The organism is Spirosoma harenae (assembly GCF_054776975.1).
The window spans coordinates 220,581-244,225 of record NZ_BAAHBD010000011.1 but is presented as its reverse complement, the minus strand read 5'-3'; the positions used below and the strand labels follow the sequence as shown (position 1 = coordinate 244,225).

Below are 23,645 nucleotides of genomic sequence, written 5' to 3'. Positions count from 1 at the left end.
CTTAAACTTTCCCAATGAGAGACTTCAAGATTCCTCCTGCCGCATCGGCGGACCGGTCGGAATAACAAACCAGCCGGAATTGTTTGGTCATAAGTCGTGACCCAGCCATGAGTGAGTTAGTTGATTTTTTTCTTCGAAGTCGAAACTTCATCCTATTTGTGTTGCTGGAAGTAGCCTGTTTTTACTTCATCATCAACACCAGTAATTATTGGGGTGTAACGTACTTCAACACATCGAATCGGTATGCGGCTCAGATCTTAGCCTGGTCGAATGCTGCCAATCAATATGCCAACTTACGGCAGGTAAACGCTGATTTAGCGCTTGAAAATCAACGTCTTCACCAACGGCTGACAAAATTACTCCAAAGTAAACCAGCGGCCCCAACCGAATATCTGGCTGATTCAGCTTTTGCCGATCGATTTAAGTTTACCGTCGCCAAGGTTGTTAATAACACGACGCAGTTTGCCAACAACTACATTACCATCGATAAAGGAACTGACGATGGTATTCGACCGGGTATGGGTGTTATTTCTCCAACGGGCGTTGTTGGGAAGGTGAAGATTTGTAATCGCCATTTTTCGGTTATTACGTCCATTCTCCACTCGGAATATCTGGTTTCATCTCAATTGGTAAAATCCCGGGAGATTGGCACGGCACGATGGGATGGTGTTGATCCTCACCTAATTAAGCTAAACGATATTTCGTTGACGCAGCCAGTAAGTAAGGGCGATTCGGTCGTGACATCGGAGCGGAATTCAACATTCCCACCCGGCATTCTGGTCGGTCGAGTTCGAACGATTGGGGTTCAGCCTAATCGAACGTTTCACGACATTACGCTCAATCTGGCTACGAATTTTAGCAGTCTATCCTTCGTATATGTAGTTGAGAACAATCTGCAAGGCGCTCAGGAACAGCTGGAAAAACAAATTGAAACGGAAAAATAAGTCATAGTTGATAGTGGTCAGAAAAGAGTAATTTAACGATAAGAACTGACGGCTACCGACTCCTGACTATCAACTATAAAAAATGACCCTTCGCGAAATCGTATCGACAGTACTTATGTTTTTGCTCTACCTGGTATTGCAAATTCTATTAGTACGAAATATTGTACTGTTCGATTATGCATTCTGCTTTATTTACATTGCTTGCATTCTGTTGCTACCCAATGAAACCAGTATGACCTGGCTGCTACTTATCGCTTTCATAACGGGTATAGTTGTCGACACGTTTTACAATACGTTTGGCATGCACGCAGCTGCTACGGTGCTAATGGCGTATATCCGACCTTTAATAGTCCGTTCGCAGATTGACGTGCCGGGTCTGGAGTCATCACGGATTGAGTTTTCATTGAATGAATTGGGCACTGGTGCCTTTTTTCGATATGTACTGATTCTAGCACTGATTCATCATACTGCCTTATTTTTCATTGAAGCCAGCAGCCTTGCGCTGATTATTCCGACCCTGATCCGAGTAGCTGCCAGTACGCTGTTTACAACCGTCAGCATTGTACTAATCCAATTCTTCACAAGAAATTAAATGATGTATGATATATCCCGGTTATAGCTTACATCATACATACCATAACATACATCGTGGCCGAAACACTCATTATTCCTCAAACGGCTGATCGTCGAGTTATTTACGATAGCCTGATTCCGCAAATAGCTGCTCTGCTGGAAGGTGAAACTGATTTGATCGCTAATCTGGCTAATGTGGCAGCAGCTTTAAAAGAAGCTTTCGACTTTTTCTGGGTGGGTTTTTATCTCAAAAAAGAAAACCAATTAGTTCTTGGCCCTTTTCAAGGCCCGATTGCCTGCACACGTATTGCATTTAACAAAGGTGTTTGCGGAGCGGCCTACAGCCGCCAAGAAACGATCATTGTGCCCGATGTTGAGCAATTTCCTGGGCACATTGCCTGTAGTTCAGCGTCAAAATCGGAAATTGTGGTGCCCGTTTTTGACCGCAGTGGAAATGTGGCTATGGTGTTAGATGTGGATAGCGATCAGCTAAACGATTTCAGTACTGTTGATGCAGAGGGACTGGAACAAATCGTACGTTTAATTTCGCTGGCTTAACTTGAGATAGTAAGCATCCGAGCTTAAGTTCTGGTTAAAATCAATGTCCTTCTTAAACCGTGGCCTCGTTGACATGTCTTAGGGTATATCAACAATTGATAAACCATGTTTAAGAAACTTGCTTTGAGCGGCCTGATGCTGTCGCTCTGTTCATTCCCGTTGCTGGCCCAGCAGACTACAACGCCCGACGCGCAATCGCAAACGACTACACGAGCAGGGCGTAATCATTCGATGGCGCAACGTCAAATGGCTGATCCTGAAACACGAGCCCATAAAATGACGGATCGGATGACGAAACAACTGGGACTAGATGAGGCTACGTCAAAAAAAGTGTATGATGTTACGCTGGCCCGCGCGCAGAAAGTAGATGCGATTCAGGCTAATGCCGATGATCGTAAGGCGAAAGCACAGGCACTGAAAGCGAATGCTGATGATTTTAAAACCAAGATGAAAAGTATCCTGAAGCCCGATCAATTCGCCAAATTTGAGTCGATGCACGACAAAATGCGACACGGACGCCGTGGGGCTGACGGACCGGAAAACGGAAAATAGGCTCGCAGATAACAAACTGTTTGTCAACGTACAGGCCAACTATTCGGATTGATTTAATCTGGATAGTTGGCTTTTTCTTTATTGTCTTGACTGCCAGAATGAGTAATTTCATGAAGTGAATCGCCAAGCTGACTATACAGATAAGCCAACTGTATCCGTGTGGTCAGTAAAGTTTACGTAACTCTTCCTTTTACCGGAAATCTTGATTGACTATGTGCTCGTTACTTTCGCGCCGATTATTTGCCAAACAGGCGGCATTGGCAACAGCGACTTCGCTTGTCGCACCAACTATTCTTTCCGCTAATCCTTACAAAAAAAGTGTAGAATCGGCTGTAATTGGTCATAATGGATTTCGCTACCGTGCTGTTCCGGGATGGGGTGTGCTCGATGCCGGTAAAAATCCGGTCAACGATTGTCACGAAATGGTTCTGGACTCGCAAGGACGGATTATTCTGTTGACTAACGAGACGAAAAATAATATCCTTATTTACGATAAATCCGGTAAACTGCTCGAAACCTGGGGACACGATTATCCCGGTGGACATGGACTTTCATTAGGGGGAGAGGGAAATGACCAGTATTTGCTGATTACGGATACTAGCCGCCATCAGGTTATTAAAACCGATCTGAAAGGTAAGCAACTGATGAAGATAGAATATCCGAAAGAAACGGGTAAGTATGATTATCCAACTCAGTTTATGCCTACCGAAACGGCTATCAATCCAGCGAATGGTGATATATACATCGTAGATGGCTACGGACTGAATTATGTCATGCAGTACGATAAATCGGGCAAACTCATCCGCTATTGGGGGGGCAAAGGAGAGACAACTGAAACATTTGATTGCTGCCATGGTATTGCCGTCGATCGTCGGAATGCATCCAACCCAACCTTACTAATTACGGATCGACGACATAACGCGCTGAAACGCTTTAGTTTGGATGGAAAATACTTATCAACAATTGCTCTGCCCGGTTCCTATATCTGTCGACCAGTGATTCACGGAGAAAATATTTATGGTGCTGTGTTTCGTAGTACCTCAGATGCCTATCCCGAATCAGGATATATTCAGATTCTGGACAAAAACGACCGGGTAGTTTCGACGCCGGGTGGTACGGCTCCAGTTTATCAGGGTGATAAGCTTACAGAACAGCGGAAAGAACTTCTTAATTCGCCTTTCCTGCATCCGCACGACGTATTAGTTGATAGCGACGAAAGTGTTTACGTAGCGCAATGGGCTTCTAAAAAAACATATCCCATTAAATTAGAGCGAGTCGCTTGAGTAACTCCTTACTTATGACCAGTTTGATTCTCTTACAGGCAGCAACTCCGCCATCGGATTGGGTGCTGTTCTGGGGGCATTTCCATCCGCTAATTGTACACCTACCGATTGGCTTCCTACTCATTGCCGGCCTGCTCGAACTGGACCGATTAACTCGGCGTAATTCGGTTAGCCAGCATACCATTACGCTTATTCTGTTCTGGTCGGCAGTAAGTGCAACGATGGCTTGTTTGTTTGGTTACATGCTTTCATTAGGCGGTGGTTACGAAGTTGAAACACTGGATTCGCACAAATGGCAGGGGATAGGTGTTGCCGTATTTGCCTGGCTTGCCTGGGCGGTGAAATCGGAGAACCTGGGCCGTATCATTCCATTTGCGCAGCTGGCTTACCTACCCGCATTAGGTGGTGCGTTAGTGCTTCTATTAGCCACTGGGCACAACGGCGGTAATTTAACCCATGGCTCTGATTACCTGACGCAATATGCTCCCGGCCCTATCCGATCATTAGCTGGTTTACCACCAAAGCAGCCGGAAATGAAATTTGAGCCGATTACGGATGTTAATAAGGCCATGGTATACCAGCAGATTGTCAATCCGATTCTGCAAACGCGCTGCGTACAATGCCATAATGCCGATAAATCGAAGGCAAAGCTGCGTCTGGATTCGCCCGAGATGATTAAAAAAGGCTATGAGGATGGTCCCGTTTTCGTAGCTGGAAAAGGCGTAAATAGTGAGTTGGTTAAAGTCTGCTTACGGCCCGTCGAAGATGATCATCATATGCCCCCCAAAGGCAAACCTCAATTAACTGAAGGCCAAATAGCTTTATTAACCTGGTGGATTGATCAGGGCGCACCATTCGACAAAAAAGTGGCTGACCTGACAGTTACCGACGCAATCCGACCCGTATTAGCTTCTCTGACTGGCGATAGTCCGGTTGAGTCAGGAGGGGCTAATGTAGCGTCTACAGGTCCAGCACCTGAATCGCCTGTGTTGACGATGAAGGTACCAGCCGCTGATCCAGCTATTATTGATGAGTTGAAAAAAGCGGGATTACTCGTGCTTCCACTGTCGAAAGAGCAAAACCAGTTGGAAGTTAGTGCAGTAAATGCTCGAACATTTAATGACGCGCAAGCTGCTTTATTGCCTAAAGCAGGTACGCAAATTGTCTGGTTGAAGTTGGGCGATACAGAAGTTACGGATGCTGCTTTGACGCAGGTAGCCAAGTTGAAAAACCTTCAAAAACTCCATTTGGAGCAAACGAAAATAACAGACGCTGGTTTGAAGCAGCTAAAAAATCTAACCAATTTAGAATACCTGAATCTGTATGGAACGGCGATAACAGATGCGGGTGTAGCTGAACTGATCAGCCTGAAAAACCTGAAAACGTTATACTTGTGGCAGACGAAAGTAACGGATCAAGGTATTGCCACTCTTAAAAAATCAATGCCGAAGCTTGAAATCATCGGCGGTCTGAGCGAACAAGCCGTTGCCGAATTAGCGAAAACGGCTGAGCCGAAAAAATAATCATTGGAGAATGAAAGACTGTCTAAAAATTTGTTAGTGGCATTTTTTGTCATTCCGACCGGTCCGCCGGTGCGGCAGGAGGAATGACAAAATCTCCTCGATTCGTCTTTTCATTGGAGTTTAAACAGTCTTTAAAAGACAGATTTTGTCCTTCTGATGAAGGAAGAATCTTAAAGCATTCCTATTTGACTATTCGGGAACAGTAAGATTCTTCCTTTGTCAGAAAGACAAAAAACCCCTCATCAGTCAAATTTTAAGCTTCAGTTAATTCCTTTTTTGTACTTTTCTTTGTTAATTTTGTAGCCTTATTATCCGGTCAATCTGTACGTTTGTATGCCTGTCTGGTCTGACATACGATTTCGTTATGCGCTGTTTGCTGCAACAGTAGGTTTGTTTAGTACGTCGGTTTGGCTGACCGCCTGTCGTAGTTCTATTGAAAAACCGGCTGATATAGTTGCCGCTGAAACCAATCTCCCTGAAAAAGTCGATTATAACCTACATGTCAAACCCATTCTGTCTGACCGTTGTTTTGCGTGTCATGGTCCCGACAAGGCTAAACAACAGGCAGGATTGCGGCTGGATACGCCTGAAGGCGCATATGAAGCTTTGGCAAAAAGTGGTCATATCGCTATTGTACCAGGGGATCTGGCAAAAAGCGAACTCGCCAATCGTATCCTCAGCACAGATCCTGATGAGATGATGCCTACACCACAATCCAACCTGGCATTAACTATCGAGGAAAAGGCGATGTTGCTGCGTTGGATTGAGCAGGGAGCCGAATACAAACAGCATTGGTCGCTGATTGCGCCCACAATGCCTGAAGTTCCCAAGGCAAAAGACGATAAGTGGGTCGTTAATGACATCGACCGATTTGTGTTGACTAAACAACAGGAGAAAAAGCTATCGCATAATACGCAGGCAGACAAAACTACTTTGCTGCGTCGCGCCAGTCTTGATCTAACCGGCTTACCGCCAACCCCTGCCGAAGTGGACGCGTTTCTGGCGGACAATTCCCCAAATGCGTACGAAAAAGTCGTCAATCGATTGCTCAATAGTCCGCACTATGGCGAACGACAGGCGGCTGAATGGCTTGATGTGGCCCGTTATGCCGATACACATGGCTATCAGGATGATGGCCTTCGAACCATGTGGCCTTATCGGGATTGGGTCATTCGGGCGTACAACCGGAATCTTTCGTTTGATCGATTCATTACCTGGCAATTAGCGGGCGATCTGCTTCCGAATCCGAATCGGGACCAACTGATTGCCACCGCTTTCAACCGAAATCATCAGCAAAGCCAGGAAGGTGGTATTGTCGATGAAGAATACCGGGTTGAATATGTGGCAGACAGGACGAATACATTTGGAAAGGCAATGCTGGGCTTGACGGTTGAGTGCGCCCGTTGTCATGATCACAAATACGATCCCATTAGCCAGAAAGATTATTATTCGCTGTTTGCCTTTTTCAACAGCAATAACGAACGAGGGCAGATTCCGTACAATGGTGAAGCGGCTCCAACCATTACGCTGACAAAGCCCGAAACGGATGCTAAGTTGAATTACATCCGCAAGCAATTAACGCCAATCCAGCAACAATTAAATCTAAATCGGCCTGATTATCAGAAGCGATTTGGGCAATGGCTGAGTCAGGCGGAAAAGCGCCCGATTGTATCTGTTGATTCAGGTTTACTGGCACATTATACTTTCGATGAAGCCGATCGGACGGATATAAGTGCGTATGTGAAAGCGCAGACCGAGAAGAAAAAACTAGAAGACGAGCAGAAAAAGAAGCTGGAAGAAGCCGCTAAGAAAAAAGAAGCGCTGACTGGTAAAAAGGAAGTTGCCAGGAAAGAAGAGAAAAAAGAGCCACCGAAACGGAAAACCAAAGAAGAACTCTGGCAAGATCCTCGAAACGCATTTGCTAATCTGGTCAACGATACGATTCCGGCACGGCTTGGTGGCGATCCAGATAAAGTACCTTATGCCGTTCCTGGCCGATTTGGGAAAGCCCGTTTCCTGCCTGGTGATAGCTATATTCAACTGCCGGGAAACTTCGCTGCTTTCGAGCAAAACGAGCCTTTTTCGATTAGCAGTTGGTTCAACCTCGCGAAACCAAATATGGCGTTGACTTTATTGGGTCGTACGACAGGGCCAATGGATGGTCAGCGTGGGTACCAGCTTGATCTTCTGGCAGATGGACGACTGAAACTTAGCCTAAACCATGTCTGGCCATCGAACGCCATTGATATTGAATCGATTGATAAAGTGCCGGCTCATCAATGGTTTCAGGTTGCGTTTACGTACGATGGAATGGGTCAGGCGAAGGGACTTACGCTGTATTTGAATGGAAAGCCAATGCGTACGAAAACCATTGCTGACCATTTGATTCACAGTACCGTATTTGGCAAAGATCGTACGCACTGGGCGCAACATTCGTTTTATGTGGGACGAATGCATGACAACTTCTACAAAGATTTTGCCGTCGACGAACTTCGTATCTACAATCGTTGCCTGACTTCGCTGGAAATGCCTGCCCTGGCTGGTCAGCCTGACGCACTCCAAGCGGCATTACGTACCGCTACCGCTAATCGGACACCTAACCAGCGCGCGGGTTTGTACACCTATTACGTAACTACGCAAGATCCGATTTATCGTACCGATTTTGCCAAAGCAATGAAATTGCGTGGTGAGCAAATTGCGCTTTATACCAACTCTGATCAGGTGATGGTGATGGAGGAGCGGAAAACAGCGCGCGAAACGCACTTGCTGAAACGGGGCGCTTATGATGCTCCCGGCGAGGTAGTTACGCCCGCTGTACTACATAGTATGCAACCGCTTGACGAGACGATGCCAAAGAATCGGCTTGGCTTGGCGAAATGGCTATTGTCGGAAGAAAACCCACTCTTTGCCCGCGTGATTGTCAACCGGATGTGGCAGCAATATTTTGGGCAGGGGTTAGCAAAAAATAGTGATGATTTCGGTAATCAGGGAGCTTTACCGAGCCACCCTGAATTGCTGGATTATCTGGCCGTACGATTTAGAGAATCGGGCTGGAATGCGAAAGCGATGCACAAACTGATCGTGATGTCGGCTACCTATCGGCAGTCGTCGAGCGTACCGGAAAAAGCACGCGAAGCCGATCCCGACAATACGTTTCTGACTCGAGGAGCTAGCTATCGAATGTCAGCTGAACAGGTACGTGACAATGCATTGGCCGCCAGCGGACTATTGACGCAGCGCATTGGTGGGCCAAGTGTTCATCCGTATCAACCGTCTGGTATCTGGGAAGCGCTGGCTACCCGTAATGCCGTGAAATACGTTCAAAATCATAAAGATAGTCTCTACCGTCGGTCGATGTACACGATCTGGAAACGCTCATCGCCACCACCGATGATGCTAAATTTCGACGCGGCTGAACGGCATACCTGTATTGTAAAGCGGCAGAAAACCAGTACACCATTACAGGCTCTGGTTACGCTTAACGATCCGCAGTTTGTGGAAGCGGCACGAGTACTGGCGCAAAAAGAGGGCGAACGGGGAATCTGGAAGCAGGGCGAAACGGAAACGATCAATCAACTGTTCAAGTCTGTCGTTAGTCGGCCAGCCCGTTCAGAAGAACTGTCACTCATGAAGCAACTCTACGCGGAAGAGCTACTTGATTTTAGAAAGAATCCGAAACGAGCAATCGAGTTATTGTCAGTAGGAGAATATCCAGCAGATAAGAAGCTGGACGATAAAGAATTAGCTGCCTGGACGGTAGTGACTAGTACAATCATGAATTTCGACGAAGCGATAATAAAACGGTAAGGGCAAAGGGCATGGGGCAGAGGGTAATCAAATTTACCCCAAGCCCTTTGCCCCCTGCCCCCTGCTACAAAATGGATATTCAGGATCAAATACATGACCAATTAAGTCGCCGGAATTTTCTGGGACAGGCGAGTGCAGGTTTAGGCACGATTGCGTTGGCATCGTTGCTAAATCCGACGAATTTGTTTGGTGGAACGCCCGGCGAGAACCCTGCCGTTGGGAAACCACATTTTTCGCCGAAAGTGAAGCGGATCATTTATTTGTTCCAGAGTGGGGCTCCGTCGCAATTGGAGTTATACGATTACAAGCCGAAACTCGAAGCGATGTGGGGACAGGATTTGCCAGAATCGGTGCGGAAAGGTCAACGATTGACGGGGATGACAGCTGGACAAAGTCGCTTTCCACTAGCTGCATCAAAGTACAAATTTGCTCAGTACGGCCCCGGTCGAATGTGGATCAGTGAGCTGCTGCCCAATATTTCGCGCATTGCCGATGATCTAACGTTTGTACGCTCGTTGCATACTGAAGCCATTAACCATGATCCGGCCGTCACGTTTTTCCAAACGGGAAGCCAGCAAGCGGGCCGACCTTCGTTTGGTTCCTGGGTTAGTTATGGCTTAGGCTCTGATAATCAGAATTTACCGGCGTTTGTCGTCCTGCTCTCAAAAGGTCGCGATGGGGATCAACCACTTTATGCCAAACTCTGGAGCAATGGTTTTCTGCCCTCTGTACACCAGGGCGTTGTATTTCGGTCCGGCCCCGATCCTGTTTATTACCTGAATAACCCACCGGGAATCGACAAGACCAGCCGCCGACGCATGCTCGATTATCTCGGGAAAATGCATCAGGAGCAATTCAAGCATGTACTGGACCCGGAAATTAATAACCGGATGCAGCAGTACGAAATGGCGTATCGGATGCAGACGTCGGTTCCGGAAACACTTGATATATCCAAGGAGCCGGACTACATTTTTGATATGTACGGCCCCGATAGTCGCAAGCCCGGTACGTTTGCCGCGAACTGTTTGCTGGCCCGAAAGCTGGTCGAAAAAGATGTAAAATTCGTTCAGTTATATCACCAAGGTTGGGACCAGCACGGAAATTTGCCAAACGATATCAAAATTCAGACAAAGAGCGTCGATCAACCTTCGGCAGCTCTGATTCAGGATTTAAAACAGCGTGGTTTGCTGGATGATACATTGGTGATTTGGGGCGGAGAATTTGGACGTGGAGCTTACTCACAGGGCAAACTCACCCGCGACAATTATGGCCGCGATCACCATCCGCGTGCGTTTTCAATCTGGATGGCGGGTGCTGGCGTTAAGAAAGGGCTAGTGTATGGCGAAACGGACGATTTTGGCTACAATGTCATTAAAGAGCCGGTTCATGTACATGATTTCCAAGCTACTATTTTGCATCTGCTTGGTATCGATCACGAAAAATTAACCTTCAAAAGCCAAGGCCGACGTTATCGACTGACCGATGTGCATGGTAAAGTGGTGAAGCCGTTGCTCGCCTAATCGCTTTTATGTATCTTACAAGGGTAAAAATACATACTTAACCCTTGCGGATACTTTTAGTTTCTTTTCTTGTCCTTTTTAGCACTTCGGGTATAGCGCAGCTGCGTTATGGGAACGAGTGGATTGTTCCGGAGCAGTCTTATGCGAAAATCAGTGTTTCCGAAAACGGTATTTATCGCGTCAGCTATACAGAGTTAGTCGCTGCAGGATTTACGGTTGATGCGATCAATCCGCAGCGATTACAACTTTTTCATCACGGTCGCGAATTGGCGATTGAGGTGATAGGAGAGGCTGATGGTCGGTTCGATCCCGGTGATTTTATTCAATTCTACGCCGAAAAAAATCAGGGTGGGCAGGATAGCCTAGTCTATTATCATGCCTCTCGCGCCAATCCGTATCAAAGCCTATTTTCGGATGAAACAATCTATTTTCTGACCGTGGGCGGTCGTTTGGGAAAACGAATACAAACGCATCCTTTCAAAACCATCAACCAAGATCCTGAGCCATATCACCTTGAGGAGCAAGTTATTGCATACGCCGACCAATATTCTTTTAACAATTCTATTGGCTTGGTACCCGCCGTTCAGCAGAGCTATTTCGAGGAAGGCGAAGGCTGGACTGGAAAGTACATTGTGCCCGATACAACGGCCAAATTCTCTGTAAAATTCAAAAATAGAGTGGCAGTTAATGATGTATCACCAGTTTTTGAATTTCAACTAAATGGTCGTTCCCCTTCTAATCATCGAATTTGGTATTCACTGAATAATAACCAGCCAATTGATACAATTTTCGTAGAAGCTTTTAATCCAAAGAAGATAACTATAAAGCTGGATGAAAGCGACATTCAGGATGGTGCTATACAGTTGAATACACAGACGTTGCCAGGAAACCCTTACGACTGGTATTCGATGACGTATCTGAAAGTTGTGTATCCACAGCGTTTTTTGATGGATGGACAACGAAATAAATACTTTAATCTACGCCCAAATGTGACGAATCAATCCGTCGTCCACTTCGATGATCTAGGGGCAGATTACTTAGTTTATGCAATTACAGATCAATACAATTCGGCCAAAATTGAGCACCAAAAAAATCAGTTCATCATACCCAATACGGCAAGCAAACAGCAACTGTTTATTAGTAACGAATTCAAGAAATCGGCTAAGATTACTCGGGTTAACTATGCCATTCCCGATCCTAAAGCGTATAATTATCTGATCGTTACACACAATTCATTAGCAGAGTCTGCCAATCAATATGCAGAATATCGCTCGTCGGTGGCAGGAGGCAGTTACAAGCCGTTGGTTATCGATACAAAATCGATCTATGAGCAGTTTAATTTTGGTGAACGAAGTCCAATCGCTATTCGCCGTTTTGCTGATTTTATGCTATCCGGCCGACGCGATCAGCAACTATTTCTTCTAGGAAGGGGGATCAGCTTTCCTGATATTCTGAAAAAGCTGGAAACCCAGGATTTGGTACCCACGTTTGGCTATCCGGGTTCGGATGCGTTACTGACGATGGGCCTTAGCGACTATCCCGAATTCGTACAGGCCATACCAACCGGGCGAATTAATGTAACGACGAACCAACAGGTATTGAACTACTTGGCCAAAGTGAAAGAGGCTGAGCAATCCGCACCCGACGACTGGCAAAAACGAATTTTGCATCTAAATGGGGGGCATGATAAAGCTGAAATTACATACCTAAAAAGCTTGATGGAGCAACTGCGCCCGATTGCCGAAAATCCATACATGGGCGCGCAGGTGAAGTCATTATCAAAACGAACGTTTGAGGAAGTCGAAACGGTTGATATTTCGAAGGAAGTTAATGAGGGCGTTTCGATGATCAGCTATACGGGACACGGCTCATCCAATACCCTCGATTTCAATTTTGGGTATTGCTCAACGCCCACCAACAAGATTGCTAATAAGGGAAAGTACCCAATCCTATTTTTTAATGGATATAGCATTAATAACATTTTCCACATATACGATCCGCTAAGCACCGATTGGCTGATCGCGCCCGACAAAGGTGCGATTGCCGTTTTAGCCGGTTCATTCTGGAGCTACCCCGCCAGCACGCAGATGTATGCGAAGCAACTTTATCAAAAACTTTTTGCTGATACAATTAGCCTCGCTTTAACGCTGGGACAAACCCAGCAGCAGGTTAACTTAGCGCTGTCTCCCCAATCGAGCGATCTGACGCTCCGCAGCGATATGCAGCAGATCATTTTGCAGGGCGATCCGGCGTTAAAGATTTTCCCGCTGACAAAACCAGATTATGTTGCTCGGAGCCTTTTTATTCAAGCTCGAAAACCGGGAAAATCTATCGCTGAAGATGATTCGCTTATAATTAATTTGGTCGTTGCCAGCGTCGGAAAGTATATTCCAAATCAGGCTATATCGGTCGAATTAGCGAAAACATATTCGACGAATGAGGTGGTTCGAGAGCGTTTTTCCGCTCGTTTTAATTCCATTCGCGATACGATTCAGATTCCTATACAGAAAGATGTGTCGGTAAAAAAGCTGGAAATTCTAGTCGACAGTGAGGCTAAAATTGATGAACTAGTCGAGACAAACAATCAGATTAGCCTTGAATTAACCGATTGGCAGGCCATCCAGCAAAATAGTATCTATCCGATCAATGCCCTTCCCGACCGTTTAAATCCTGTTTTATTGGTTACTGTTGATCAGCGGACGCTTAAAAACGGTGATTACGTTTCGGCGAATCCGATTATCCAGGTCGATTTAACGGATGAAAACAAACTATCAGGAAGTAATCTGATAAATATTCAGACGTATCTTAAACAGTGCGGGACCTGTCCATTCATTGATTTAACTCCTCAATCTGGCTCAGCTTTGTCGTCTGTGTCGCTACAAGCTACGTATCAGTTAAATAATCTCGCTGCCGGAACCTATGAATTAGTAGTAAAAGGCAGTGATGCAGCTGGAAATGCGTCGGGAACTCCCTATACAATTACATTTAATGTAGCTGATTCAGCCACTCCAACAACCTGGCGAATTTATCCTAATCCTAGCACCGATATTGTTCAAATCAGCTATACACTGATTGGGCAAATTGCCCCAAAATCAGCCTTTCTACAGATTGTTAATCAACTTGGAACGACCGTAGAAACGCACACACTAACGCCCTTTGTTGGCGAAAACACATTTTACTGGGAAAACCTGCGACAATTACCGGCGGGCCTTTATCACGCCAATTTACGAGTAGTTTGGGGAGATGGTCGTGAAGAAGTTATGCAGGGCAAACTAGTTAAGAACTAATTCTACTTTGTCATGCAGAGGTACGAAGCATCCTGAGTTTTCCTGACTCAGAGATAAGAATACATTAAGATGTTTCGTGCCTCAACATGACAAAAATTTTAGCCTAGATAGACCAAAGGGTTAGTTTCAATCTTTACCCTCTTCCAGCAAAGCCATTTTCTGCCGGAATCCATACGCAATCTGCTCTTTCCCAATGCAATCTGGTGAGCTTTGGCAATATGATAATGCCGCTGTCTCTCTAAAAATCAGCCCTGTTTTATAAGCATATACGGCCACCTGCTTGCTCAGGGAAATGGCTGTTGAATCGTTTCGTGTATTTACTACCTGAATCGTATTCGGATAAGTCGTTGTTCCCTGATTATACGACTTCCCGATCTGTTCATATTCGTATTTATCGGTAGGCAAGGAATTGTATTCATTCTGATTCCAAACCGAATTAGTAGCGATGGGGAACGTAAGTTTCTGATAAACAATGCCATTTTCAGTGCGAATCAGTTTATCAGGCCACTGCTGTATAGCCCAGGCCGAATCTACTTTCCAGGGCTCAGAGAGAAGATTTCGTTTATATCGGATCAATTTATAGGTTTTTGCTCCATCTACAGACGGTAGCCATTCGCCAATGGCTTCCTTCAGAAAATAGCTGCTGAAAATAGGCTCTTCGGTTAACGAATACCGCTCTTCACTCACTTCATAAATCCAGTGACGCCCCGGCTGGATTGGGTAATAAGCACCATCGTCCTGTTGAGTTAGTATTTCCGGCTGACACGACTGACAAAGGACTAACGCTCCAAGCAATATCAGGCCGAGATAGTTTTGAGATAATCGAGCCATATAGATAAATAGATTACTCGACTGGCTAAAAAACGATAAGGATTTCTCCGTCGAATCGTGTAGCGTTCATCGAAAATGATTCGAACAGCCTCAACAAACGCTTCTCTCTGGACGATTCGCCAAACTGGATTTTCGGGTTTATCCTGTTTTATAAATTCGTCGTAAAGAGCGATAAAAGCCTGATGAGCGTAGTCAGAAAATTCTCCTTTATCGACTCGATTGACAATTTTTTCGGGCAAATAATCTTTAAGTCCCTGACGTAGAACACTTCGTCCTAGCCCATCGCCAAATCGTAATCGATCAGACGTATTTAATGTTAATTCCAGAAGATTCTTATCCAGAAACGGATGAGCTGTTTCCATACCATACTGTGTGTGGATTTGCTCAATTTCTTCATTGTATTGAATGCCCAGACGACCATAAATGAAATCAATCTGCTCTTTTTGAGAAGGTGAAAGTGTTCCGGAAACCAATTGTTGACTATCGATCGCCTGCACATCAGAAGTCGATTTTGCTGCCTGCCAGTCGGCTCGAATCCAATTTGTTAAACGAGGTGGATGCTTTTTTCCAGTTCGCGTTAGCTTATCGATCAAGAAATAAACAATATCAACCAGACTGAAATGAAACTCAGTAAATAAGGCATTTAGTGCTGATTGCCAGATTCTTATTTCTTTCGTTCGGCTTAACTTTTGGGCTAAAAAATGAATGGAATACGTTTTCCGTTTTTGGTCATCCGTTCTAAATACCTTTCCTGCATTTAACGAGTATAGAGTGCGTTTATCAGCATAGCTATTCAAGGCCAACCGAAGATTCTTCCAATCCTGTTTCTGGAAAAGATTATCTAGATAATCAAATCCGTAACCTACTACTTGATCACCAGCATGTCCAGATAAGATAAGTCTACAACCTGCCTGCTGAGCCTGACTGATAATAGGTAAGAAAGTGCTAACTGGTAGCAACAACTGACTTGGTTGAGCGATTTGTGAAGTAGTCTTTTCTATAGAATCATACACATTTTGATCTGGCTGAACAGGTTTATGAAGCAACGACTCTCCATGGTGTTGCCATTGTTCCAGTGTTGCCGCTACGTATTCCGCTTCATTCGCTGAAAGGGTATCAGTTTGAATGTAAAAGCTGTGAACAGGTTCATTAGCTAGTGACTGCGCTACATTACATACTGAAGACGAGTCAAGACCACCACTTAAATGAGTGGCTATTCTTTGATGAGATGTGCTTGTTTTCTGAACAGACGCAACAAATAAATCTTCGAATTTATCGAAGTATTCCTGATCCGAGAGCGACGCATATTTATCAAGCTCTATCTGGCCAAAAGCACTAATGGAAAGGTTGTTCTTATCGCCGACTAACTTATGACCCGGCAGTAACGAATAGAGATTTTGATAAAAGGTTTGATTAGTAATTGGTTTTGTAATGTTATCCCAGCTCAAATAATCCGCAATCATCTCTGGATTAGCAATGGGTGTAAACCACGGCGATTCAACAATCGCTTTTACCGAGAAACTCACCAATAATTGATTGCCAATCTGGGTATAATAGAGCGGATAAACGCCAAATAAATCACGTGCTGTAAGGACAAACTCATTAGCCGAATCATACAGAACAAAAGATGTACTTGCATTTGTATGATGCAAACACTCGTCTCCTAACTGATTATAAAGACTCAATAACTCCAGCGGATCTGACGGCCCATTGACCCAAATCGATACTTGACCATTGGTAGCAAAACCCTTAGTTGGCTTATTCGCGAAGAAGGTGAAAAATCCAATTGTAAAGCAGTTCGCAGAACTGTTGTTGCTTTCGACTTGCCAGCCCACTGGTTTAGGGCTGGAAATCATTGGAAGTATTCATTACATCGAAAGCGCTTCCACCTTTGAGCGTAATTTGAGCGACTGATCCATGCTTTATCAGATTGGGAGTTGTGTATACTCTTTTTGGTTGAACGGCATTTGTGGCTTTTGTTGTCTTCATGATGCTACCGCTTTTAACGTGTTTTTAGTGAAAAATTAGTGGATGACCACGCCCAATGTTTTAAATGTCCTGTCGCTCGTTGCTCCCAGCTTTAAATAATATAGCCCTGGTAAAACGCTCGACAGGAGTTTAATTGAATATGAGTTAGCAGTTTGATTTTTAACTATATGTAAAGGGATTTCTGTGCCGGTGATATTATAGAGCCGGATATCTGAGACAGCTAAATCGTTAGCGGAAAGTGTGAAATTACCCGGATTGGGGTTCGGATAGACGGTAGGTTTACGTTCGTCAACACCTGTGTTAGCACGAGCCCCAATCAGGTTGGATGGCGTGCTTCTGCCACCTATATCTCTTTGTTTTAATTGATAGTAATAAAGTTGACCGGCTTGAACGGCTGAGTCTGTAAATGAATAAAAAGAGGTTGCTTGTGTCGTATTATTGCCTCTGACAAAAGCGATTCGCTCTAAACTGTTGGGGGTTTGGCCTTTTAAAATATCGAAACCTTCATTTTTATCTTCCCAGGAAGTTGACCAATTCAGGACAATGGCTTGATCTGTGGGTATTGCTGTGAACGAGATAAGACCAACGGGCAGCGGGGCCGCTCCAGTCACAGTCAAGGTATTGGTAAGCTTTAGTGTTCCCAATACATTAGTAGCTCCCCACGCATAAATTCTGAATCGAACGGGTTGGGGCGTATTGATAGAAAGTGTAATCCCAACAGATTGATCGACATTAGCCGTTGGTATAGTTCCTGATGAAGCAGTTGTCTCTGGTCCTCCCCCAATACTATAAGCTACTAAATAATTGTTAGGCCCTGTAGCAGACTTATTTATAAAGAAATCAAGATGCGTTATATTGAGCTGATGCCCACTTGTGGGATTCAGAGTAAACTCATAATAGTCGCTGGCATCCTGCGACAATCTATTCCAGTTACGGGAATTAATGCTCCCTGTACCAGCTATCTCAACAATTCCACTCCCTCTTCTAATTGCAGAAGCCGTTAAACTTGGATCATTTGAGGCCGCAGGTTGCGAAACTTGACTCCCTGGCGCACCAGCAAAATTGTACGTGACTATTTGCGCAACAGATGGTAAAGTAAATAAAAGAAGTATAGATGTTAAAAGTGTTCGCATAGAGTAAATACTGTGACTTATATGAGTTCAAATATACTATTTTTTAATCATGATAGTTTTGTTTGTAATTTTATTTTTTATAATAGTATATAAATTTGTGCCTTATCAGTAGTCTTCAAGCTAGTAAAGGAAAATTTGCAAATTGACTTTTTCATTGAAACAGAGTAAGAAAAACAAACAGAAGAGGTTTCATATCCAAATCCAGGATCAGGTATTACTAATTCGTGTATTTGTTATTATTGTGGCAATCCAGTTGGGACTTAAATTGCTTTCTTTTCAGAAATTCAGGCGTTCATATGGGAAGATGGTCAGAACGAAGAAAAAAATTGACGTTCCCAATCGATCGGTTGAACGCGAAATTTGGGCTATAAGACTGATCAGCAAGTCATTGGCCGTTTGTTGCCTACCTCAGGCATTGGCATTAACTTATTTGTTGAAAACAGACAAAGGAATCAAACTAGTCGTTGGTATTCAGAAAACTCATAAGTTTGAAGCCCATGCCTGGGTAGAGAGCAACGGAACTATTTTACTGGGAGAATTACCAAATTTTAGCTTTCAGCCTCTCTGGACATGGCATTGACGGATGCAGAAACGTAATGTATCCATATATCATTTACGCATTCTGTAGTTAACTCTACAGACAATTTAATGAAAAATGCAGCAACAACTTGATGCATGGATACGAGCTATCGTTCGTTGGTTTGGATATGTGCCCAATCGGGATTTATCGGGCTGGGTTTTGCTCATTACGGCTCTGGTATTAGGTATAGCCGTTGATTTCGTAGTTACACAGATCATTCGCTTTATTGCCCGTCGACGTCCGTTTCGCACGTTAGCCCTGCTTAAAATATACGCACGCTGGGCTTTCTGGGCCTTTGTTCCTTCTTTATTCTTTCTGCTGGCGACAAACATGCAGTCGGCACGTTTTCTACGTCGACATCCGGTAGCTGATAAAACGGCCGAAATTTTATTTTTGATTGCTACTACCTGGTTTTTGATTCAGTTGCTGAAAGTAGGAGAACAGCGGTTGATTCATGAATACGATACGTCTAAGGACGTTAATCTCGCTCAGAGAAAGTTCGTTACGCAGGTGCGTTTCTTTCGTCGACTGATTGCTATAGTTGTCTTTATGATAGGGACTTCGCTGCTACTCATTTCATTTCAGGGAAGCCGGAAAGTGGGATTGAGCGTATTGACTTCAGCTGGGGTTGTATCGGTCGTTATTGGGTTTGCGGCACAGAAAACGTTGGCGAATCTGTTAGCGGGCATTCAGATTGCGTTTAACCAACAAATTCGTCTGGATGATGCCGTTGTCGTCGAGAAGGAGTGGGGGCGAATTGAAGAAATTAACCTGACCAGCGTTATCGTGCGTTTATGGGATCGACGCCGACTGATTCTACCAATCACTTATTTTGTCGAGAACCCTTTTGAGAACTGGACTCGTTCTGACGCTTCCATTATTGGCGCCATATTTTTATACCTGGATTACAACGTTCCTGTGGACATAATTCGGAAAAAGGCGCGCGAAATTGCAGAGAACGACCCGCTCTGGACGGGAGAAAGTTTTGCTGTACAAGTCACAGATACAACGCCGACATGCATTCAGGTTCGGGTACTGGTTTCTGCTCCGGATGCGCCATCTGCCTTTGATTTACGGTGCCACATGCGCGAACAACTCATCACGTTCATTCGCGACGAATACCCCGAAAGCCTTCCCCAAACACGACTAGTGTTAGCCGAAGAACTGAAGAAAGATGTATGATATAGGATGTATGATATATGAGATAAGTTTCCCGAATACATCATACATCCTATATCATACATCTTCCTACTCTTCCCAGCCGAATGAGCGCTCAATAGCTTTTTGCCAGCCGCGCATCAGTTTTGTGCGCTGAGAATCCTCCATTTGGGGTTCGTATGTTTTGGCGATGCCCCAGTTTTGACGCAGATCATCCAGATTTTGCCAGTAACCGACGGCTAACCCGGCGGCATAAGCGGCTCCCAGGGCAGTTGTTTCGGTCATTTGCGGGCAGACAACCGGGCCATTTAATACATCGGCCTGAAATTGCATAAGCAATGAATTAACGACCATGCCGCCATCCACTCGTAAAGAACTGAGTGATACACCCGCATCTTGTTCCATCGCTCGTACAACGTCAACAGTCTGATAAGCAGTTGCTTCCAATACGGCTCTGGCAAGGTGTCCTTTGTTGACAAAACGAGTTAATCCAGCGATAACTCCACGAGCATCGGCTTTCCAGTGAGGGGCGTATAAGCCTGAAAAAGCAGGTACAAAATAAGCGCCACCGTTATCATCAACCGAACGAGCTAACGATTCAATTTCTGTACTTTTTTTGATGATTCCCAGATTATCACGCACCCATTGCACAAGCGCACCGGTAATGGCAACACTTCCTTCCAACGCATAATGAACTGGTGAATTCTGGAATTGATAAGCTACGGTGGTCAGCAATCCGCAGGTTGATTCCCGAAGTTCGGTTCCTGTGTTCATCAACAGGAAACAGCCCGTTCCGTACGTATTTTTTGCTTGCCCTGGTTCGTAACAAGTTTGCCCGACGAGCGCTGCCTGTTGATCACCAAGAATACCCGCTACTGGAACGCCTGGCAAAACTTCCGAAACCACCTTTCCGTACACCTCGCTACTCGGGCGAATTTCGGGTAACATAGCGCGCGGAACGGTGAATGCTTCTAACAAAGTGTCGTCCCAGTTAAGTGTCTGGAGATTCATCAATTGCGTTCGACTGGCATTTGTGACATCGGTAAGATGCAATCCACCTTGCGTTCCACCCGTTAGGTTCCAGACCACGAACGTATCCATATTGCCAAATAACGCATCGCCCCGTTCGGCATCGGCTCGTAGGCCTTCTACGTTATCTAATAGCCATTTGAGCTTTAAGCCACTGAAATAAGTCGCTAGAGGTAAGCCGGTTTGAGGTCGGAAACGGTCTTGTCCGCCATCCGTCGAAAATTGATTCACTAAATCAGCCGTTCGCATATCCTGCCAGACGATGGCATTATAATACGGTTTGCCCGTCCGACGATTCCAGACAACCGTTGTTTCGCGTTGGTTCGTAATACCAACAGCTGCAATATCCTGTACGGATAACTTTCCTTTTATACGTGCCAACGCGATGACTTCGAGGGTATTGCGCCAGATTTCTTCGGGGTCATGTTCGACCCAGCCGGGCTGCGGATAAATTTGCTTATGTTCTTTTTGCGCCAGCGAAACAATCTGGCCTTGACGATTGAAGACGATACAGCGCGTACTGGTCGTTCCCTGGTCAATAGCGGCTACGTAAGAGGGCATAGGGTTTAGAGAAGATTCTTTTCGGGCGTAATATTGTCAAATTATCCAATTAGTTTAGCGAAAAACCCTATAACCATGCAAAAAAGAACCTTTCTCAAGCTGTCATCTACATTAATGGCTACTCCTTTATTTTCTCCTTTGGTTGGCTGGGTATCAGACGAAAAGATTAAAAACTGGGCTGGAAATTATGAATACAGTACCACCAAATTGACGAAAGCCAAGTCGATTCAGGATGTTCAGGGTTTCATAAAAAAGCATCCCAAATTCAAAGTACTAGGCACACGCCACTGCTTTAATAGCATCGCCGATAGTAAGAACGAGTTTCTATCACTGACCGAAATGGACGATGTGATATCGCTGGATACCAAAGCGCATACCGTGACAGTCGATGCGAGTATGAAGTATGGTCAATTAGCGCCTTATCTGGATAAAAAAGGTTTTGCTCTGCACAACCTGGCTTCGTTGCCGCATATCTCTATCGCAGGTGCTTGCGCGACGGCTACACATGGTTCGGGGGTAAAAAATGGCAACCTGTCAACGGCAGTAGCGGCTATGGAAATCATCACGGCAAAAGGCGAAGTTCGCACACTTTCGCGCGCAAAAGATGGCGAAGCATTCAAAGCGGCTGTTGTTCATTTAGGCGGACTTGGCGTCGTGACAAAAGTTACGCTCGATATTCAGCCAACCTATATGATGCGGCAGGATGTGTACGAGAATCTGCCGCTAACGCAACTTCAGGAGCATTTCGAAGCGATCATGTCGGCAGGGTATAGCGTAAGTTTGTTTACTGATTGGCAGAAAAAGCGAGTGAATGAAGTCTGGATAAAACGCCGAATTGAAGCCGGAAAAACGCTGGATGCTAAACCCGAATTTTATGGCGCGAAACGGGCTACGAAAAATCTGCACCCGATTGCCGAATTATCGGCGGTCAATTGCACCGAACAAATGGGTGTGCCCGGCCCCTGGTACGAACGGTTGCCCCACTTCAAAATGGGTTTCACACCTAGTAGTGGGAAGGAATTACAATCAGAATATTTCGTTCCTCGCAAAAACGCCGTCGAAGCAATTTTAGCGGTCGAGCGGCTCAATAAATTCGTAAGTCCTCACCTGATGATTACAGAATTACGAACTATTGATGCTGATAATTTCTGGATGAGCCCTTGCTACAAACAGCCGAGCTTAGCCATTCACTTTACCTGGAAACAGGATTGGGCGTCGGTCAAAAAAGTGTTACCTATGATTGAGAAAGAATTAGCGCCATTTAAGGCTCGTCCGCACTGGGGCAAACTGTTTACAATTGCGCCTAAAGAATTGCAATCGCGCTACGAAAAATTACCGGAGTTCCGAAAAATGCTTACCGACTATGATCCGCAAGGCAAATTCCGCAACGCGTTTTTAGATACGAATATCTTCGGAAGTTAGAAGCTGTCTATGTAAAGTAATAAGTTTGCCATTAAATTTTCCTCGGTCTGTGTCCTCACAGGCTGCATTTTTTGAATGCCGACGTCAGCTGGCGCGTGATAGGTCTGTGAGGACACAGACCTTGGATGTTGCTCTACAACGCAAACCACTGAATCAGTACACCGCCAACAGCAGCACCGACCAGCGGCCCAACCACAGGAATCCAAGCATAGCTCCAATCCGAAGAACCCTTGCCAGAAACTGGCAGCAGTGCATGAGCTAGTCTAGGACTAAAATCACGAGCTGGATTAATGGCGTACCCCGTAGTACCACCAAGCGATAAGCCGATGCTCCACACTAAAATACCGACCAGATAAGGTCCAACGCCAATCGCTAATTCCCCCAGATTTTTGGACGAGATTCCGGCTAAACCAAGAATGAGGACTAATGTGCCCAGTGCTTCACTTAGGAAATTAGCACCCGTTGAGCGGATGGCTGGGCCAGTGGCGAAGCAGGCTAATTTAGCGCCTGGATCAGGCGTAGCAGCCCAATGGGGAAGATAATGCAACCAAACCAGCGTAGAGCCTATAAAAGCACCAATTAGCTGGGCAGTGATGTACGGAACAATATGACTATAATCGGAGGTGGCTACAGCGAAAGCGACTGTTACTGCTGGATTTAGGTGCGCGTCGGTACTTCCGAAGGCTTTAGAAACAAAGACACCCATCGTTACGGCAAACGCCCAGCCTGCTGTAATAACGATCCAGCCGCCCGATTCACCCTTTGTTTGCTTGAGAACCACATTCGCAACGACGCCGTTGCCTAACAGAAGAAGCACCATGGTGCCGATCAATTCGCCCAGAAAAGGAGAGGTTTGCATAGGGGACGAAAATAAAAAATCGTTAGCCCATAGGCA

18 protein-coding genes are annotated in these 23,645 nt (G+C 45.2%); 12 read left to right on the top strand and 6 right to left on the bottom strand.

What is annotated here, in order from left to right:
* Nucleotides 1–107: 107 nt before the first annotated feature.
* The 9 genes from mreC to porU2 all read left to right on the top strand — a co-directional run bounded on the left by mreC (nt 108) and on the right by porU2 (nt 14,047).
* Nucleotides 108–944, top strand: coding sequence for a rod shape-determining protein MreC (mreC, locus tag ACYVE4_RS17745; protein WP_461041520.1), 837 nt, complete (start codon nt 108–110; stop codon nt 942–944).
* 82 nt (nt 945–1,026) lie between these two features.
* Nucleotides 1,027–1,536: a hypothetical protein gene (locus tag ACYVE4_RS17740; RefSeq protein ID WP_461041519.1), complete on the top strand. Its 510-nt coding sequence runs from the start codon at nt 1,027–1,029 to the stop codon at nt 1,534–1,536.
* A gap of 56 nt (nt 1,537–1,592) precedes the next feature.
* Nucleotides 1,593–2,075: a GAF domain-containing protein gene (locus tag ACYVE4_RS17735; protein WP_461041518.1), complete on the top strand. Its 483-nt coding sequence runs from the start codon at nt 1,593–1,595 to the stop codon at nt 2,073–2,075.
* A gap of 105 nt (nt 2,076–2,180) precedes the next feature.
* The gene (locus tag ACYVE4_RS17730) at nt 2,181–2,627 is read left to right on the top strand and encodes a DUF4890 domain-containing protein (protein WP_461041516.1); all 447 of its coding nucleotides are present in this window, start codon (nt 2,181–2,183) and stop codon (nt 2,625–2,627) included.
* A 212-nt stretch (nt 2,628–2,839) separates the two neighbouring features.
* Nucleotides 2,840–3,910, top strand: coding sequence for a 6-bladed beta-propeller (locus ACYVE4_RS17725; RefSeq protein WP_461041515.1), 1,071 nt, complete (start codon nt 2,840–2,842; stop codon nt 3,908–3,910).
* A 14-nt stretch (nt 3,911–3,924) separates the two neighbouring features.
* The gene (locus ACYVE4_RS17720) at nt 3,925–5,433 is read left to right on the top strand and encodes a leucine-rich repeat domain-containing protein (RefSeq protein WP_461041514.1); all 1,509 of its coding nucleotides are present in this window, start codon (nt 3,925–3,927) and stop codon (nt 5,431–5,433) included.
* A gap of 333 nt (nt 5,434–5,766) precedes the next feature.
* Complete coding sequence (locus ACYVE4_RS17715; protein WP_461041513.1) at nt 5,767–9,240, top strand: DUF1553 domain-containing protein; 3,474 nt, start codon at nt 5,767–5,769, stop codon at nt 9,238–9,240.
* A gap of 71 nt (nt 9,241–9,311) precedes the next feature.
* On the top strand, nt 9,312–10,760 hold the full coding sequence (locus ACYVE4_RS17710) for a DUF1501 domain-containing protein (RefSeq protein ID WP_461041512.1): 1,449 nt from the start codon (nt 9,312–9,314) through the stop codon (nt 10,758–10,760).
* Between the two features lie 44 nt (nt 10,761–10,804).
* Nucleotides 10,805–14,047, top strand: coding sequence for a putative type IX secretion system sortase PorU2 (gene porU2 / locus ACYVE4_RS17705; RefSeq protein ID WP_461041511.1), 3,243 nt, complete (start codon nt 10,805–10,807; stop codon nt 14,045–14,047).
* Nucleotides 14,048–14,173: 126 nt separating this feature from the next.
* Here porU2 and ACYVE4_RS17700 read toward each other — a convergent pair whose 3' ends face one another.
* From ACYVE4_RS17700 to ACYVE4_RS17685, 4 genes are read right to left on the bottom strand one after another with little or no spacing between them, the layout of a single operon-like run.
* Nucleotides 14,174–14,878, bottom strand: a complete 705-nt coding sequence (locus ACYVE4_RS17700) for a hypothetical protein (protein WP_461041510.1) — start codon at nt 14,876–14,878, stop codon at nt 14,174–14,176.
* Nucleotides 14,845–16,734, bottom strand: coding sequence for an asparagine synthase-related protein (locus ACYVE4_RS17695; protein WP_461041509.1), 1,890 nt, complete (start codon nt 16,732–16,734; stop codon nt 14,845–14,847). The genes ACYVE4_RS17700 and ACYVE4_RS17695 overlap by 34 nt, the downstream gene beginning before the upstream one ends.
* Nucleotides 16,718–16,867, bottom strand: coding sequence for a hypothetical protein (locus ACYVE4_RS17690; protein WP_461041508.1), 150 nt, complete (start codon nt 16,865–16,867; stop codon nt 16,718–16,720). The genes ACYVE4_RS17695 and ACYVE4_RS17690 overlap by 17 nt, the downstream gene beginning before the upstream one ends.
* Nucleotides 16,868–16,902: 35 nt before the next feature.
* Nucleotides 16,903–18,000: a T9SS type A sorting domain-containing protein gene (locus tag ACYVE4_RS17685; RefSeq protein ID WP_461041507.1), complete on the bottom strand. Its 1,098-nt coding sequence runs from the start codon at nt 17,998–18,000 to the stop codon at nt 16,903–16,905.
* A gap of 142 nt (nt 18,001–18,142) precedes the next feature.
* Here ACYVE4_RS17685 and ACYVE4_RS17680 point away from each other — a divergent pair, with 142 nt between their 5' ends.
* Nucleotides 18,143–18,580 carry a lasso peptide biosynthesis B2 protein gene (locus tag ACYVE4_RS17680; protein WP_461041506.1) on the top strand — a complete coding sequence of 146 codons (438 nt, stop codon included), beginning with the start codon at nt 18,143–18,145 and terminating at the stop codon, nt 18,578–18,580.
* Between the two features lie 75 nt (nt 18,581–18,655).
* Nucleotides 18,656–19,762, top strand: coding sequence for a mechanosensitive ion channel family protein (locus tag ACYVE4_RS17675; protein ID WP_461041505.1), 1,107 nt, complete (start codon nt 18,656–18,658; stop codon nt 19,760–19,762).
* Between the two features lie 66 nt (nt 19,763–19,828).
* On the opposite strand, the gene glpK is transcribed toward ACYVE4_RS17675, so the two are convergent.
* Nucleotides 19,829–21,328, bottom strand: a complete 1,500-nt coding sequence (glpK, locus tag ACYVE4_RS17670; RefSeq protein ID WP_461041504.1) for a glycerol kinase GlpK — start codon at nt 21,326–21,328, stop codon at nt 19,829–19,831.
* Nucleotides 21,329–21,403: 75 nt separating this feature from the next.
* Here glpK and ACYVE4_RS17665 point away from each other — a divergent pair, with 75 nt between their 5' ends.
* Complete coding sequence (locus ACYVE4_RS17665; protein WP_461041503.1) at nt 21,404–22,750, top strand: D-arabinono-1,4-lactone oxidase; 1,347 nt, start codon at nt 21,404–21,406, stop codon at nt 22,748–22,750.
* A 133-nt stretch (nt 22,751–22,883) separates the two neighbouring features.
* Here the strand turns inward: ACYVE4_RS17665 and ACYVE4_RS17660 are convergent, their stop codons facing one another.
* Nucleotides 22,884–23,609, bottom strand: coding sequence for an MIP/aquaporin family protein (locus ACYVE4_RS17660; protein WP_461041502.1), 726 nt, complete (start codon nt 23,607–23,609; stop codon nt 22,884–22,886).
* Nucleotides 23,610–23,645: the final 36 nt, after the last annotated feature.

Coding starts and splice junctions, on each gene's coding strand:
- mreC (WP_461041520.1), top strand. CDS start 108: ATGAGTGAGTTAGTTGATTTTTTTCTTCGAAGTCGAAACTTCATCCTA.
- ACYVE4_RS17740 (WP_461041519.1), top strand. CDS start 1,027: ATGACCCTTCGCGAAATCGTATCGACAGTACTTATGTTTTTGCTCTAC.
- ACYVE4_RS17730 (WP_461041516.1), top strand. CDS start 2,181: ATGTTTAAGAAACTTGCTTTGAGCGGCCTGATGCTGTCGCTCTGTTCA.
- ACYVE4_RS17725 (WP_461041515.1), top strand. CDS start 2,840: ATGTGCTCGTTACTTTCGCGCCGATTATTTGCCAAACAGGCGGCATTG.
- ACYVE4_RS17720 (WP_461041514.1), top strand. CDS start 3,925: ATGACCAGTTTGATTCTCTTACAGGCAGCAACTCCGCCATCGGATTGG.
- ACYVE4_RS17715 (WP_461041513.1), top strand. CDS start 5,767: ATGCCTGTCTGGTCTGACATACGATTTCGTTATGCGCTGTTTGCTGCA.
- ACYVE4_RS17710 (WP_461041512.1), top strand. CDS start 9,312: ATGGATATTCAGGATCAAATACATGACCAATTAAGTCGCCGGAATTTT.
- ACYVE4_RS17700 (WP_461041510.1), bottom strand. CDS start 14,878: ATGGCTCGATTATCTCAAAACTATCTCGGCCTGATATTGCTTGGAGCG.
- ACYVE4_RS17695 (WP_461041509.1), bottom strand. CDS start 16,734: ATGATTTCCAGCCCTAAACCAGTGGGCTGGCAAGTCGAAAGCAACAAC.
- ACYVE4_RS17690 (WP_461041508.1), bottom strand. CDS start 16,867: ATGAAGACAACAAAAGCCACAAATGCCGTTCAACCAAAAAGAGTATAC.
- ACYVE4_RS17685 (WP_461041507.1), bottom strand. CDS start 18,000: ATGCGAACACTTTTAACATCTATACTTCTTTTATTTACTTTACCATCT.
- ACYVE4_RS17675 (WP_461041505.1), top strand. CDS start 18,656: ATGCAGCAACAACTTGATGCATGGATACGAGCTATCGTTCGTTGGTTT.
- glpK (WP_461041504.1), bottom strand. CDS start 21,328: ATGCCCTCTTACGTAGCCGCTATTGACCAGGGAACGACCAGTACGCGC.
- ACYVE4_RS17665 (WP_461041503.1), top strand. CDS start 21,404: ATGCAAAAAAGAACCTTTCTCAAGCTGTCATCTACATTAATGGCTACT.
- ACYVE4_RS17660 (WP_461041502.1), bottom strand. CDS start 23,609: ATGCAAACCTCTCCTTTTCTGGGCGAATTGATCGGCACCATGGTGCTT.